A 16280-nucleotide genomic window follows, 5' to 3' on the forward strand; every position below is an offset into this window, starting at 1 on the left:
TGTAGTTTGTGCTGCTAGGTTATGGTAAGAGGCTTGTACGCTGCGACAAAAAACCAGGATCTGTTAGTGGAATAGTCCGACGGGTGAAGTCATAGGCCTACTGCCTTAACCCGTCTTAGAGGATAGACGGGAAAGTGCATTAAAAACACTTAGTCATTTTTTAATTATTTTTTTGAAAAATTGAATTATACCCGATTTTCAACTAAAATGACACATGGGCTATCGGTTTTGAAAAACCTCCCTGTGTCAGATGCTCGCATCTGACAACACAGAGAAGACTCAGCTTTGTAGCTGTGATGCCATTGTGGTGTCGGTTACTTATAACCGACACAGGGAGGTTTCTCAAAATCTCATCTATATCGGTTTTTGAGAAACCTCCTTGTGTCAGATGTGAGCATCTGACACCACAGAAATACCCGATTGCACTAGTTTCGCAAATCGGGTTGTGCCTGTTCAGCGACGATAATATCGCGGGCCACATCGGGGCGGAGTTTTTCCCAGTGGAAGCGGAGTTGATTATTTTCGGCCCAGGTGTGGCCTTTCTGTTCGGTCAGATGGACCAACGGCATGTCGTTGTACAGTGGACGCGTAATGGCAATGACCTCATCCCAATAACGGAGGGCTTCTTTCAAGTGCTGAATGGCGGCCTGTTTCTGTACTTCCTGCCCGGTAGTCCGGTAGGTTTGCAAGGCAACCGCGCCTTTCAACTTTTCGGCAAAATGTAGTCCCAGATTGGACCACACCTTTACATCGGCCACCTCATACAAAAGCGACCGACTCGATAAGGTATTAATCGACCTGACCAGTTGTAAGGCTTTCTGGCAATCCGTTTCAAGCATACTGACCAACACAGGCGGGGTTATTTTTTCTGACCCGAATGCTGCGCCTGTATTTTTTGCTTTCACATAATCGGCCACCGATACATAGTTTGGATCGAGTGTTGGTTGGGTAATCTGCTGATTGACGGAGATATAGGCCACATTTTTAGCCGCATCGAAAGCCATCATGCCTTCACTATACAGCGAAAAATCCCAGGTAAAGTCGAAGTCGGCTGCCAGTCGAAGCGGGGTCGATGAGGCCAATGCATAGGCTTCCAGCAACGAAGCGGCCGACGAGCCATACCGTCGGACAAATTCGGCCTTGAAGAGGGCATCGGGCGTGGCGGGGTTGTAAAGCAATCGTCCCCAGAGTTTATAAAACAGCCATTGCCGCTCAAACGCAAACTTCCAGTCGACGGGACCGCCGGGGGTGGTGAAGTAATCTTTGGCCGGAATGTACGTCTCTGAGCCAAGGAAATAGCCGCCCACATACGGTTGATTATTCTCGGCAATATGCGCCCGCACAAACGAAGGCGCACCCCAGCGCAGACAGAAAAAATCCTCATTACGGGCCGTCCAGGTGATTTTGTAGGCCGTGGGCAATGGCTTGAAATAGGTGTCGTATAACTTCCCGCCATGCACTTTCACCAGTTTAGGCGTTGAGTGCGCGTGCGACCAATTGTATTTCAGATCAGCCCAGACAGGCCCTTCGATAAACGGTAGATCCCCTTCGCTTTCAATCGATTTTCGGGTCAGTTTTTCGGTATCGATGCTGGTAACGCCCAGCGAACCCGTCGTGCTTGAGAACGGAATCCGGTGGATTAGTTTGGTTTTCCGTCCGGCCAACCGCATCCCTTCAATGATGGTCGACTTCATCCATTCTTCGCGCTGCTGGGGTGTCATGCCGCCCATGGCTTCGCCCAATGTCAGGCCAAAGCCGGTCAGTTCAGGATACTCCTGCAACACTTGGGTAACACACTCACGCGTGTAGCGTTTAACAATCGCCGACGTGTCGCCATCGATAAAATGGTGGTGTTCCAGATTATTGAGCTTTGGATTGACGTTGTACGCTTTCGAAAATTCAGGACTCGTAAAGATGTTGAAAGGCACCAGGTACGTATCAATAGCCCGTTCGTGCGCCATCCGAAAAATAGCGTGAAACAACGCTTGCCATTCGGCCAGTTGCTGATCGTTGAAAGGGATAGCCGCCGGAAAATTCGTCGGCCGAATCATAAAGGTGTATGGATGCAGATTCCAAAGACTCAGCGCATTGAACCGATTGGCGGCCATCATATCCAGAAACGCTTTCCAGTACAACGTATCGCGGCAGGTGTCGTAATGCAGGTCAAGGGCATAGCTATGGCGATACGTATCCCAGGGCAGGTCGAACTTTATGGCCCGCAATGGCAAATGGGGCTTTTCGCTGCTGGACGTGATTTTCGCTAACGATGTTCCGTTCTGAATGGCTTCGACCAACGACAGACATCCATAGATTAATCCTCGTGCATCGCCACCTGTAACAAGTAGCTGACGCCCCTGACGGTCTACTCTATACGTTTCAGATCCGAGTGTGGTGTTGACGGGTTCAAGCCGAATGGCATAATCGGCATCCCCAGCCTTCTCCCTGAGTATGGTATAGTGTTTCGACGTAAGTGCTTTCGCAAGCTGACTAGCGGCATACCGACTCTGCGGTGATGGTTGTGTTTGTTGAATAACTACCCGTTGGGCCAATGCCGTGAACGAACAGGCCAGTGAAAGCAGGAGCAGCGTCAGGTGCTTGTGGCTCATAGCTAGGTCATTTTTGACTTACCTGCTTACTCTTCACATACCGGACAACGTCGATGAACGGAGCCACCCAGATGTCGCCCAGGTTTTGCTTCAGATACCGCAATAGCTTGTTATGCTCTGGCAAAGCCACATTCAACGAATGTCCTCCACCCACACCATGAAACAGAAATACCAGCAATGAACCACTTGCCTGCGCTTTTTTGACCAGTTCGATTAACTGCTCGCCCGACTGCCCATTGATGGCGTAGGAGCCAACATCGGCCAGGTTGATTTCGGTAATCGGTTTCATTTCGCTGGTTGTACCCCTGGCCGCTACAAAATCGGCTTCAGCGGTTTTGTAGTAATCCACGTCGCCAATTTTGGTATCGCCACAGGGATACGCAAAGGTTCGGGCTTTTTGTCCGTCGAGCGTGTTGAGCAGGACGTTGGTCATTTTCATCTCGTCCGTCATCCGCTTAACGGTGTATTTGCTCAGATCGTAATTGGGATTGACCCATTCACGGCCCGGTCGGTCGCCCGCGCAGGGGTGAAACAATGTATGATTTGCCAGCTCATGTCCTTTATCAGACGCTGATTTCCAGCGGTTCAGGTTGTTGACAAACCCCGGAAAGTATCCCGACAGATAGAATGTTCCTTTCAGACCCAGCGAATCCAGAACCGGAATCACATTATCCAGATGAACCTGTAAAGCATCGTCGTAGGTTAGGACCACGGCACATTTTTTACCATTCCAGACGCCCTTCTGCTGAGCATTGGCAGATATGTACACAAACAGGTACAGATATAATAACGCTACTTTTTTCATGTAATTTTTCATTAATACTGATGAGAAACGAACGTTAGCCAACTTTAAACTAAATGAAGCTAGTATGACGATGTATTTACTGGAAGTATAAAAAAAACAAATTTTTTATGAAGGAGAAACGCTGACTGCAACTAAGGGCCCAAATCTGCCCTATTAAGTAACCAAAACAACTTCAAAAAAACAATTAAACAATTAGTCAATCAAAATTCAACTAAATTGCTCACGGATAAAAACAGTTACATCCCATCACTATCAATGAAAAGACTCATACCTTTGTTTTTTTTACTAGTCAGTAATCTCGTATCAGCCCAGAACAACTACATTGCTACTTCTCCTTCCTCAGATACACCCAGTACGAACAATACAATAGTAGGTATACAGGCTGGCAACTCGACTATAACAGGTCTTTATAATACTTTCTTAGGCTTTCAGGCTGGGGCTAAAACGACAGGCGGCTGGAGTAACGTTTTTGCCGGTTCACTCTCGGGTAATGCCAACACAACAGGCAGCAATAATATTTTTATTGGTATGCAGGCTGGCCTTTATAATACAACGGGCAATAATAATTCCTTTCTGGGCTTTGAAGCTGGTTATAACAATACAACTGGCGAAAACAATTCATTTGTAGGATCTAAAGCTGGTATTTCGAATAGTACTGGCTTTGGCAATACATTCATGGGCACCCAGACAGGTTTGTCGAATACAATAGGATATGGCAATTCCTTTTTCGGTAACGCAGCAGGTTTGTATAATACTTCTGGAAGCCAGAATACCTTTATCGGCCAAAATGCAGGGCTTAATAGTACGACGGGAAGTTACAATTCTTTTATCGGCTTTGCGACTGGTGGGTTTAACTCAACTGGCCGCGAAAATTCATTTATGGGCTCATTTGCAGGTTACACCAACACAACAGGAAGCGAAAATTCGTTTATGGGCTATGGAGCTGGCGGTAAAAATACATCAGGGGGGCGCAATTCATTTTATGGGTGGGGAGCAGGTGAGGGAAATACTACAGGTATACAAAATACCCTATTAGGATATCGAGCTGGCTATAATACCTCAACGGGCAATAATAACATCATCATTGGTCCAAATTCTGGTACGACCATAACAACCAGTGATGATAATGTGCTGATGGGATATAACGCTCAAGCGGGTGATGGTAGCGGAAATCACAATGTCATTATTGGAGGAGAAGCCGGTGGAGGACTCTGGGCCGGAGGAAACAATACACTCATTGGACATTATAGCAGCGCAGAATCGATGGCTTTGCACAATGCAACGGCTATTGGTGCCAATGCTCATGTAGCAGTTAGTAATGCTGTCGTGTTAGGCCGCAATGCTAATGTCGGAATTGGCACATCCGCCCCTACCGCCCGGCTGGAAGTAGTCAGTGAAGCTGTCGATGCCAGCGGCCTACGGCTAACGAATCTGACCAGTCAAAGCAAACCCGTCAAAGCCACGGATCAATTTCTAACCGTCAACGAAAAGGGGGATGTGGTCAAAGCAGGCTATCAACTCCGTATTACTCATGCCGATGAATGGAGTGATAAGGTGTTCAGCCCATCGTACCACCTTCGCCCATTATCTGTTGTTGCCGATTATATTCACCAACACGGCCATTTACCCAATGTTCCTTCCGCCCAACAGATAATTGATAACGGTGTTGGCCTAGTTCAAATGAACGCTACCTTGCTGGAAAAAGTAGAGGAATTAACACTCTACAGCATACAACTTGAGAAAACGAACCAGCAACAGCAACAGGAGCTACAGAAGCTGAAACAAAAGCAGGAAGCCCTGGAGCAAAAACTGGATCAGCTATTAAAACAGAAGTGATTCGCTGCCTTTCCGGCTGGGCAAGTTACGACGCTTGCCCTTTACCGCTTTTTAGTAGTCTTCGGTTTTGTTGACGAAGCAGCCGACATCATTTGGAGGGCCGAATAATTGCGGGGAACCATCCGCCATTCGCGTTTCGATTTTTCATACACAAACAGATTCGTTTCAGGCTGTAAGACGACTAACTCCCCTTTCTTTTCGTTGAGCGATACCAGTTCAACATCGGCAGGGATATTATACGTCAGTTGGTAAACCTCCTGCATATTCTTGTACATTGATCGGTAAATCTCAGCCATTTTTTTCAGTTCCGGGCCGTCTTTTGAGCCCGCTTTTACCCGCCAGCTTGCTTTCCAGACAACCCCAAGCGATTGGTACGCGATTTGATCCACAGTATATTCTTTTTTTATGGACTGATAGGGAGCTCGTTCGAAATGAACCGTAAACCCAATCTTGTTGATACTTGTAAAAATCTGGTTGGCAAATCCCTGTCGAGTTGTTTCAAAAAGCGGAAATACACTCGAATGGAAGCAGTCAGCCAGCAGGGTGGTATCGTGGGTTTCTACAGCCCGGATGTAATCGGTCAGGACTTCATCGATTGTCCGGTTCGCTGTTTTTCGTTGGGCATAACTAACTGATAGGCCTAATAAACAAGTAGATAGAAGCAAAAGCAGTAAGGTTTTCATCGCTCAGATTTTGTTTTGGTGAACGATACAAAGTTGGCCGTTGCCCCTGGCGGCTGAAATAGCGAAAAGCCTGTATTCCAGTTACAGGAATACCTATATTTCAGCGTATAGATGAAAACCTGTATTCTCCTTACGCTATGCTCATCATCCATTCTCCAATACGATATCAACCTAAGAGCAGTCGCATTCATTAAGTGGCTTTCAATGAGCCTACTTTGGCCATAGGATAAGTAAACAGACGATCACTAATCCTAAAAAATACAACCTATCTGCCCAAAATGCGTTGTATTAAGACACCTTGTCGCATGATACCTTAATTCTGTAAAGCCATGGATAAGCGTCTTTTTCTCTCATTAGCCGTTTTGGCTGGTTTACAAATGGGCTGCCAGTCTCGGGGCGATGAACCCGTTCAGCCCGACCAGCAACTAGCCTCAGCAGCCGCCCGGCAATCGTCGGACCCACTTACACCTGATTCGATAGCGGCTTACCGGCCTGCCTTTGGCGATGCTAATACGGTTCGTCAGTTTCCATACAGCAACGCCTATCAACTCAACACAGCGCTCCGGTTAACCCGTGTTCTGTACAATGGTCGGCCTATTCGTAACTATCTGTACAACGATCAGGGACGTTTGGCCGAACGAACTGATTATTACACCGATGGAACGCATATCTATAAAAAGTTCACGTATAGTTACGAAGCGGGTAAACCAACTAAAATTGTCTCGGAGATCAACAAGGAGGTTAATGCCTTGACGAGCTATCCACGGAAGAACGAGCTGCGGCCCAGCACCGTAAGCACACTGGCCGATAGTGCTGGCTGGATTCAAAAAACAACCGCTATCGAATTTCTGGACGGGTATCAGAAGCCCGGCACAACGGTATCTCGTTTAGGATTCAGCCAGGCTGGTCTGCTGATCTGGGATGAAAAAACAGACCAGAAAGGTGTTCTGAGTCAGTACACGCTGTACCGTCGCGATGAATCGGGCAATGTTATCCTTCGCCGAACAGGCCTGCTTAACAACCGATGGGAAGCCGTTCGCTATAGCTACGACCAAAACCCAAATCCGTTTCGCACGACCGGCGATATTCAACCGCTCGACTTTGGCGATCTGAATGGCCTTGACTTGATAGCAGTTAACAACACCGTTACAGCCTCTTCAACAAACTCCGAAGGAAGCCGTGTCCAGTGGCAGTACGATTACAGCTATCGTTCAGATGGGTATCCGTCCCGCGTTGCTATTTACCGGGATGAACGCCAGGTTAGTACAGTAGAGTTTGTGTATAACCAGTAAAACACCTACTCCCCTAACACAGATTTGGGTTTACTGCTCCATTGTAAGCAGCTTTTTTTGACAAGATCGTATTCAGGAATTGACGGAAAGCCCTACGGTCAAATCGGTTGGGTTACAGGCCAGGTAATTTTGATAGTCCGCTCTCAAAATTACCTGGCCGCTTCTTGCTCTATCCCAACGTTGGCCAACCGCTTACCGACACAGGGGTTGTTTACGGTAAAGCAAACGCCACGTACCGATCCCCCGATTTCGTTTTAAGTTTGCCACCCCCGCAGGCAATCACCACATATTGCTTGCCATTAACCGCATAGGTACTGGGCGAAGCATACCCGGCAGCAGGCAGTTTGGCCCGCCAAAGTTCACGGCCCGTTTTGCGGTCGAAAGCCCGAATTAGCTCGTCGCGCGAGGAGGCAATGAAGAGCAACCCGCCCGCCGTGACGGCCGGAGCCCCGTAGTTGTCGGTGCCCGTCGGGGGTACGCCCTTCGCTACTAATTCAGGGTACTCCCCCAGCGGGACTTGCCAACGGTGCTCACCCGTATTCATATCAATTGCCGTCAGCGTGCCCCAGGGCGGGCGACTCACGGGGTACCCGGCCCGGTCGTACCAGCGGGTAAATCCGGTATGGTGGTAGGGTGATGTATTCAGGTCTTCCTTGCTAGCCACAGACGTTGTTTTGCCGAACAGGAAATCTACGATGGCTCTGCGTTCGGCTTCTTTCAGATGGGTAAAGGCAGGCATCATGCCCTGGCCTTTGGCCAGAACCTGAGCCACCGACGTCTCGTTGCGTTTTTGGGAAATGCGGATCAGGGCCGGATAGCTGCCGTCGTGGCTCCCTTCGCGGTCCTGACCGTGGCAGGAGGCACAATGTGTCTGGTAGAGCTGGCTACCCGTACGGTCGACGACTGCGGCTGATGTCGGACTGGCAGGGGTCGGAACGAGTCCCATAGTGACCGGAATTTGCTTGGCCGGAACGTACATAATGCCGGCTTCATCTACTGCGGCCCCGCCCCACTGTGCCCCACCATCGGTGCCGGGAAAAAACACGGTCCGGTTAGGGCTCAGAGGAAGCGGAATAAACTCTTTTCCCGATTGCCAGCGCCGGAGCTGGGCTACGATCGTATCGCGGTCGGTAACAAAGTCGTTAATATCGCTTTCTGAAAACGATTGTCGGGTAAAAGGCGCGGGTTTGAGGGGAATTGGCTGGGTGGGCCAGGCCTTTTCTCCCGGAACAGTAGACGCAGGCATGGGTCGCTCTTCAATCGGAAACAGCGGTTTACCTGTGACACGGTCGAACACAAACAGGAAGCCTTGTTTGGATAATACCGAAACAGCATCCACCTTTTTGCCATCGTGAACAACGGTGAATAGATTAGGCGGAGCCGGAATATCACGATCCCAGATGTCGTGGTGGATCGTCTGAAAATGCCAGAGTCGCTTGCCTGTAGTCGCGTCGAGAGCGATCAGACTGTTGCCGAACAGGTTCTGCCCGGGCCGGGTGCTGCCGTACAAATCGAAGGCTGCCGTTCCTGTGGGCACGTAGACGATGCCACGCTGCCGGTCGATGGCCATACCCATCCAGTTGTTAGCGCCACCGAAGTTGCGGTAGCCGTCTTTCGGCCAGGTGTCGGCCCCGTACTCGCCGGGGTGCGGAATGGTGTGAAATGTCCAGACGATCCGCCCCGTATGCAGGTCATAGGCACGCACGTCGCCGGGCAAGGCCGGGGCAATTTCCGACACCCGGTGCCCCATGATGAGCAGATTTTTATAGACTACACCCGGCGTGTTGCTCACTACGTACTCGTCGGCTCCGGGACGGGCAAGCCCTTCTTTCAGGTTGATTTTTCCGCCTTTGCCAAAACTGGCGACTGGTTTTCCGGTTCGGGCATCAAGGGCGTAGAGCAGCGAGCCATAGGCGAAGTAAATCCGGGCCTGCCGTCCATCAGTCCAGTACGTAACACCCCGGCTGTTCATAGCGAAGGTATCGTCGGTAAAATTCGTTTTCCAAAGCTGTTTGCCCGTGGCCGCATCGAGGGCAAAGGCCTGCGAGCCTGCCGAAACCCCATACAGCACACCATCAATGATGAGCGGGTTGCACTGAATTTGGGTATTGTTTTTAAGTGTATCGACCCCACCCGATGCATATTCCCAGGCAACCTTTAACCCAGCCACATTGCCAGGATTCAGTTGGGTAAGCGGTGAAAAATGGTTGCGATCGGGCCCGCCGTTGTATTCAGGCCAGTCGGTGGTAGCGGGCTTTTCGGTCAGGCTGAGTAGACCAACAGATAGCAGTAAGGTGAGGTAGGAGAAGCGCTTCATGAGTCGGTTTAGCAGAACGTATACATGAACACAAAATGACCAAAAGTTGCAGTAAACTTTCGGTGTATGTAGCTCAGTAACAGCAAAACTCAGTCAGCATTACTTTTTACTGACTTCGCTACCTACCGTTTCTCTATTTTCTACGTCAAGCCCCACGTTGCTTCAGGTATTAGTACGGTGGTTAACATCCAGCGAACCCAGGTCAGAGTCGGGTCAAACGGCTATTTAGTAATCGGTTTCGAACCTCTGTGAATAAGAAGGTTCGAAACGACGTGGTCATGGTTAAAAACCGACGCTGGCGGTGAAACTCGTAAAACACATCAGACACAATGTATTCGGCTTTTTCTTCAGACAGAACCGTTCGAAACGCATAACTACATAGTGAGACGTAATACCGTTGGAACAATAGCGTAATCCCCAGATCTGGATCTACGTCAAATGCCATCCGAATTATCGAATCCGTTTCCGAATTCAGGCTACTCCCTAACCAATCGGTGATACAATTTTCCGGCTCATCAGTCGGTTTCTCCCCGGTGCAAGGCATCAGTGGGCCGCTTATTTCCCGAACGAATACAACAGTAATCCATAGCCGACCCCAGCCGGATCGGCGGTATTGGCAAGCTGAAACGCCATATACTTACCATCTGACGATACAACCGGATTCGATGCCTTACCGCCTTCGTAATCATTGAAGTTGGTGAGCCGGACAAAATCTTTTCCGGTGCCATCGAGTTTCAGCTTCCAGATGTCGATGTTCGAAGGGCCGCGCTTTCCACCCAGCCAATCACACTGGCGATCGGCTTCAACCAGCGTATGCTTTCCATCGGGAAAAATGCCTTCGCATTCGTTATAGGTTTGGGGTTTCTGCGAATGGTTGACCACCTGATTTGTTTTCAGATCGAGGGTCATGACCGATGCGTTGATATTGATCTGTTTGCCAGCCTCATCCCGTACCGGCTCATACCGCACAAAGGTCATTTTGGTGTCATTATCAAAAAAATCCTGTGCTTCATACGGGTAGCCATCTCCTTCGTAAACAACCTTTTTGTTGACTAATTTGGGCGTTCCACCAGACAGGTCGACCTCGCAGACCACCAGCCGGGAGGCTTTTTCGGGTAAGTCGGGGGCCTGATCGTGCACCTGCGAATACGCGATTTTCATACTCTTCTTCGAGATAGCCATACCCTCGCTCATGTGTACGCCCAGCTTCACGGGTTTTGAACCTGGCTCTTTGCTCAGGAACCAGAGTTCATTATCGCGGGATCGGCTGACGCGGATATCTTCGAATTTCTCAGGCCCAATCAGAATGTAATCGCCAGAGGCCAGGTGCATGACCCGTAAAAAAACCGCTGCAGGCACATTGCAGGTCAGGCATTTCACCTGCCGGGTTGCCAGATCGAGCACCATCGCATCGCCAAAGCTTTTAGCCATAAACGCAATCCGCTTGTTATCAGGCGAAAAATCGGCCCGCTCCCCAAACCGGGTTAGGACCTGAATATTTTTCGGCAACTGATCGAGCGGACTGCCTGCTTTCCGCTTTTTTAAGGGTTCATCTGCCAAAGCTTGTTTAGCTGGATGGCCGGGCAAGCGTCGATTGAGTAAACCTGGATTCTCGGTGGGCAAAGCCGCGAAGAAATAACTGGCCAGAAGGATAAGGGATACGTTCATCTATCTGAAGGGTTAAAGAGTGAGGACGCGTTTTAACGGATCAATTGCACGATGCGATAGGGCGTTTCCTTATTAAAATCAGGATAAATTTTACCTCTGCCCTGTTTATCCATGATCTCGATGTAGTACATAAAATCCCATTTAGGATTGATCTGATCTGCCAGTACGCTTACCGTATAGTTGTTTTTAGCACTACCCGAGGGCTGCATCGCCAACGTTTGATAAGGCAATTCCTGATTCACATTCCGATACCGCAGCTTTACCCATTTGATACCCGCCGGAGCACTGACGGTTATACTAACGGGAATTGGTTTACCCACAGGAACGGGTGCTACAGGCTTGTGAACGACCTGGAAGAGATCGGGCAGGGCAGCATCGGTAGGCGGTTTGTAGGGCAAGGGTTTGCCAGCAGCCGTTGTTCGGGCCGTACTGGCTTCGGCCTGTAAGGTGTTGCGTTTCTGTTCCAGACTTGCCAGCCCTTTTTCCAGAGCCGCCAGTTCATCCCGCCAATGTCCGCAGAGATCAGCCACGCAGACGCCCATCGCCAGGTTATCGGTATACACATCTCCAGCAGCCGTCACTAGCTGCCGCCAGGCATTGACAGCCTCCCGCTCTTTAGCAATCGACTCGTCCAAAGCCGCTTTGTTCTGCGTCCGCTCAAAAATCCGGTAGTTGACCGCAGCCAGAATCCGCTTCGAATGGTACAGCGACAGATTCGACAGAATTTTTAAATCCGTCAAGGTCGACACCAGTTCCTTGCTTCGCGTAGAGCCTGCGGCCTTTTCGGCCTGGGCAATTAATTGATTCAACGTTTCGGACGTTTGCCGAAACCAGTGGCTATTGGCCGATGGCAACACGCGTGCAGTTTCGCCCCCTTCGGTTCGGAATTTGGCTTCTTCATCGAAACTGGCAAACTGGGCCATATCGCTCAATTCGGCTTTGGCAAACGAAGGCAGATCGCCCAATCGCTGTTTTTCGGCCCAGCCACGGGTAGTTGGAAAACTGCTGTAGGGGTAGCTGGACGTAATGATGCGGGGCAGAATCCAGCTCGCCTGATGCAACGCCTTTGCCAGAACGGGACCCGCTTTCTCACCAAATCGACGGTTGAATTCGTTGTTCCAGACGGCCGGATCGGTAGCCGGATTGTAGCCTATCCGGCCAAACGTCTGAAAGAAATGCCAGTAACGTTCAAACTCCCAATCATAGTAGCGATAGGATGCCGACAGCAGATCGAACGGTTGGGCATCGTGTGGCTGGGCCTCCATTTTAGTCGCCAGCGGTTCGTTCACTTCAAACCCATCGCCATCGTAGAGATGCGTACTTTCGGCAAAACGACGCACGTAATCCGGGTCGCCCCACAACAGGATACGGCTAGTTCCACCGTTCCAGAGCCGCCAGTGCATGCGGTAGGTTTTGGGGTATCGAAGTAGTTGCGCGTAGCTGTGTCGAATGGGACTTTTATCGGGATTCACAAGGGTTGGGTGGTACGGCATACCCATCTGCTCCATCCAGAACTTGGTGGTAATACGGAAATTCACCCCAATATCCTGTGCACTCTGAATCACCGATTCGGGCAATTCTTTCGCCCGAAGATCCAGCCGAAGATTCGGGGCCGTCGTTTTCATCATACGGAACACATCGGCCCAGAAGCTCTCCTGTTCGCCTTCTTTCAGACCCGATTCGTTGTGCATCCGAAACTGAATGGCATCCAGATTAGGCACTTGCTTAATAAACTTAGCCAATGCCGCTTTGGTATAGGCTGTCAGGTTATCGGCCGTAACGCCCCATACCAGACCCGGAACGGGTTTGTCGGGCGCATCCTTCGTACCGGGAATACCGCCCCCCTGCACACCGCCCCGGTAAATATGATCCCAGATACCAACCGTAAATCGAATTCCCCGGTCGTGGGCCATCTGAATCAGCCGATTGAAGGCCGCCAGATTTTTCTGCTGTTGCTGGGGTTGCAGACCAACCATTTTCACATCAGGATAGCCCTCCACATCGAAGAAGTAGGGATAACACGGCGCCAGAAACCCGCCATTCTCATAACCAAAAATCACGACCAGGGTATTGAACCGGTTTTGCGCCAGTCCATCCAGATAGCGTGCCCAATGGGCTTCATCATACAGGCGGCTCTCCCAGTACGCCCGGTTCATGGTATAAATAGAAACAGCCCGCTCAGTAGCCGCCGGTTTCTCGGTTATTTCTTTCAGTTCACTCAACGGATTCTGAGCGTTTTTCGCCCACTGAATTCGGTCAGCCACATCCAGTAGAGCATACATGAGTCCCCGGTCGTCGGCACCACTTACTACCCAAACGGGCTTGGCGGCCTGCGTAGTTTTCCAGACGGTTAAGGCTTCAGCACTGCGGGGAGCCGGGCGACTTCCGGCTTTCAGCAACCGGGCAGCCGATCCCGATCCCATTGCCAGCCCGGTTACCAGTACCATTTTGCCGTGAGCCTGTTCAACAGACCCCACTTTTTCGACCGAAACCTGTTTGGTCTTAAGCACATCCATCACTTTGGTCAGCGCATGACTAACGGGCGCTCCAACCATTGGATCGGTTACGAGTGATACCGTCTGGGCAAAGCTTCCGATTGGAAACAGTAGTAGCAGCGCAATCCCCAAACGGAGAAACGGCTGACATGCAAAAAAGAGCTTTTTCATAAGTGCTCAAGCATAAATAGTTTAGCGTATGCGACAAGGGCGTTTTGTCATAATGACGAAGGAGTCAAGCATAAATACGTTCTACGTTCGACAATGGCGTTTTGTGTGACCCCGTCGGGGTCAAAGGTTTATAGCGATCATAGCTTCTATATACATTTGACCCCGACGGGGTCACACAAAACGCCATCCTAACTTTAACTTCGCGTATTTGCTTACATTCATTTTTAGGCATTATTGACTTCTATTTCTGACCCATCACTTCGGCGAACCAACCGTCGCTTTGCGGGCGATCTCCACATCACGAGCGACATCGGGCCGTAGTTTTTCCCAGTGGAAATACCGTTTGGTATCGACCAGTACCCGTTTCCCGTCGGCCGGATACGAATAGGCGGCTAAAGGCATATCGGCATAGATGGGCCGGGTGATCCGAACCACTTCGTCCCAATACCCCAGCGCCTTTTCCAGATGATCGATGGCCTGCTGTTTGTTCGCTTCGCCACCCGCTTGCCGATAGGTTGCCAGCGCTACACCCCCTCTCAGCTTTTCGGCGAAATACAAACCCAGATTGGCCCATGCCTGGATGTCGGCTACCTCCTGTCGAAAAGCGGTATTTTTACCAACACGAATGGGTTCTGTCAGTTTCAGGGCCTTGCGGCTGTCCTGTTCCAGCATCTGCGCCAACTGTGGCGGGGTGATTTTCCCGGCATCCATAGCCGTTTTAGCACCCATCGCTTTCACATAGGCGGCCACCGATACATACATCGTGTCGGCAGGGGGTTGGGCAATCTGACGATCAATGGAAATGTACTCCATCACGCGTCGGTTGATCGACATGAACGCTTCGCTGTACAGGGAGAAATCCCAGGTAAAATCATACAGGGAGGCTATATGCAGGGGCGTTTTACCCACCAGTGCCGACGCATCCAGCAGTGAAGCAGCCGAAGGGCCAAAGCGCCGGACAAACTCACGACTGAACACGGTATTGGGCGTGTTCGGATTATAGAGCAATCGCCCCCAAAGCTTATAGAACAACCACTGCCGTTCAAACGCATAGTGTTCGTCCTCGCCCGGTTCGCGTTTTGTGAAATAATCTTTAGCCGGGATATACCCTTCCGACCCAACGAAATACCCGCCTACATACGACTGACTATTAGTGGCCAGGTGCTTCCGAATAAAATCGGGTACGCCCCAGCGCAGACAGAAAAAATCTTCGTTGCGGACCATCCAGGCAATTTTATACTTCGTTGGCTCGGGCGTGAAATAGGTATCGTTCAGCTTGCCCCCGTGTACTTTTATGAGCCGTGGCGACGAATGCCCGTGCGACCAGTTGAACTTGATTTCGGCCCAGATTGGCCCATCCAGATAGTCCAGCGCTTCCATCGCCTTCCGAGTCAGCAGTTCCGTATCGACGCTGGTAGACCCACCTACACGCGTGTTCGCTTCGAGCGGAACCCGGTGAATCAGCTTTGTTTTGCGCTTAGCCAGCCGGATACCTTCCAGTATCGTTTCGCTAAACCAATCCTGACGCTGCTGGGGCGTCATGCCGCCCATGGCCTCACCATGCGTGAACCCTAATCCCGTCAGATCAGGGTATTCTTCGAGTACCTGCTGAACGCACTCGCGGGTATAACGCTTGATAATCGCTGAGGTATCCGCAGCACCAAAATGGATGCGCTCGTCGGGGTTTTCGACACCAACGTGATGGGCTTTGGCAAATTCTGGGCTCACAAAAATGTTCCAGTTGACCAGATAGGTATCAATCCCCCGTTCTTTTGCCAGTCGAAAAAGTCCCCGGTAAAATGTCTGCCAGTCGGTCAGTTCGTTATCATTGAATGGGCAGGCTTCGGGGAAGTTGCGGGGCCGGATCATATACGGAAACGGGTGCAGGTTCCAGAGGGTCAGCGCATTGAATCGATTTTCGGCCATCATATCCAGAAACGACTCCCAGAAATGTAAGTCGCGGCAGGTTTCCTGATGGAGCGTCATGGCATAGCCTTCCCGGTAGGGGTCCCAGGGCAGGTTGAACTTGATGGCCCGAAACGGCAACGCAGGTTTTTCCTGACAGGATGCGATCTGAGCGGGTGATACGCCATTGCGCAGGTCTTCCACAACAGCCAAACTCCCGTAAATAAGCCCGTTGGTATCGCTTCCCTCAACCAGTAATCGATTGCCGCTCCGCCGAATGGAGAACGCTTCTTTCTCAGCCTGTTTCTGGTTTATGGACAGAACGACCTCGTAGGCCGACGATCCTTTTTTAGCGCTCAGCCCCGAAGCCGCCTTCTCGATCTGGTGAGCAGCATACACGGCCTGTGGGATGGCCGGGTCGTAGCGAACCGTCAGCTTTTGCGCCAGAAGGAACGAGCTATAGCCGATAAGCAGGCTGGCAATAAGACCTATTCTTTTCATA

Annotated in this window: 10 protein-coding genes; 2 read left to right on the forward strand and 8 right to left on the reverse strand. The window is 50.5% G+C overall.

Annotation, left to right across the window (positions count from 1 at the left end; all coding sequences use genetic code 11):
- Positions 1-425: 425 nt before the first annotated feature.
- Positions 426-2606 carry a glycoside hydrolase family 20 zincin-like fold domain-containing protein gene (locus tag BGO59_RS32450; protein WP_293691263.1) on the reverse strand — a complete coding sequence of 727 codons (2181 nt, stop codon included), beginning with the start codon at positions 2604-2606 and terminating at the stop codon, positions 426-428.
- A gap of 7 nt (positions 2607-2613) precedes the next feature.
- Positions 2614-3411, reverse strand: coding sequence for a polysaccharide deacetylase family protein (locus tag BGO59_RS32455; protein ID WP_293691265.1), 798 nt, complete (start codon positions 3409-3411; stop codon positions 2614-2616).
- 255 nt (positions 3412-3666) lie between these two features.
- On the opposite strand from BGO59_RS32455, the gene BGO59_RS32460 reads away from it, so the two are divergent.
- Positions 3667-5247, forward strand: coding sequence for a hypothetical protein (locus tag BGO59_RS32460; protein ID WP_293691267.1), 1581 nt, complete (start codon positions 3667-3669; stop codon positions 5245-5247).
- 41 nt (positions 5248-5288) lie between these two features.
- On the opposite strand, the gene BGO59_RS32465 is transcribed toward BGO59_RS32460, so the two are convergent.
- Positions 5289-5930, reverse strand: coding sequence for a hypothetical protein (locus BGO59_RS32465; RefSeq protein WP_293691269.1), 642 nt, complete (start codon positions 5928-5930; stop codon positions 5289-5291).
- A gap of 329 nt (positions 5931-6259) precedes the next feature.
- Here BGO59_RS32465 and BGO59_RS32470 point away from each other — a divergent pair, with 329 nt between their 5' ends.
- Positions 6260-7222, forward strand: coding sequence for a hypothetical protein (locus tag BGO59_RS32470; protein ID WP_293691271.1), 963 nt, complete (start codon positions 6260-6262; stop codon positions 7220-7222).
- Positions 7223-7433: 211 nt separating this feature from the next.
- On the opposite strand, the gene BGO59_RS32475 is transcribed toward BGO59_RS32470, so the two are convergent.
- The 5 genes from BGO59_RS32475 to BGO59_RS32495 all read right to left on the reverse strand — a co-directional run bounded on the left by BGO59_RS32475 (position 7434) and on the right by BGO59_RS32495 (position 16279).
- Complete coding sequence (locus tag BGO59_RS32475; protein ID WP_293691273.1) at positions 7434-9539, reverse strand: PQQ-binding-like beta-propeller repeat protein; 2106 nt, start codon at positions 9537-9539, stop codon at positions 7434-7436.
- Positions 9540-9741: 202 nt separating this feature from the next.
- On the reverse strand, positions 9742-9984 hold the full coding sequence (locus BGO59_RS32480; RefSeq protein WP_293691275.1) for a sigma factor: 243 nt from the start codon (positions 9982-9984) through the stop codon (positions 9742-9744).
- 110 nt (positions 9985-10094) lie between these two features.
- A complete protein-coding gene (locus tag BGO59_RS32485) occupies positions 10095-11207 on the reverse strand; it encodes a hypothetical protein (RefSeq protein ID WP_293691277.1) in 1113 nt (370 codons plus the stop codon).
- Between the two features lie 32 nt (positions 11208-11239).
- The gene (locus BGO59_RS32490; protein WP_293691278.1) at positions 11240-13873 is read right to left on the reverse strand and encodes a hypothetical protein; all 2634 of its coding nucleotides are present in this window, start codon (positions 13871-13873) and stop codon (positions 11240-11242) included.
- Between the two features lie 255 nt (positions 13874-14128).
- On the reverse strand, positions 14129-16279 hold the full coding sequence (locus tag BGO59_RS32495; protein ID WP_293691280.1) for a hypothetical protein: 2151 nt from the start codon (positions 16277-16279) through the stop codon (positions 14129-14131).
- Position 16280 lies beyond the last annotated feature (1 nt).

The sequence above is a fragment of the Spirosoma sp. 48-14 genome (assembly GCF_001898575.1).
In the GTDB taxonomy this organism is placed as follows: Bacteria; Bacteroidota; Bacteroidia; order Cytophagales; family Spirosomataceae; genus Spirosoma.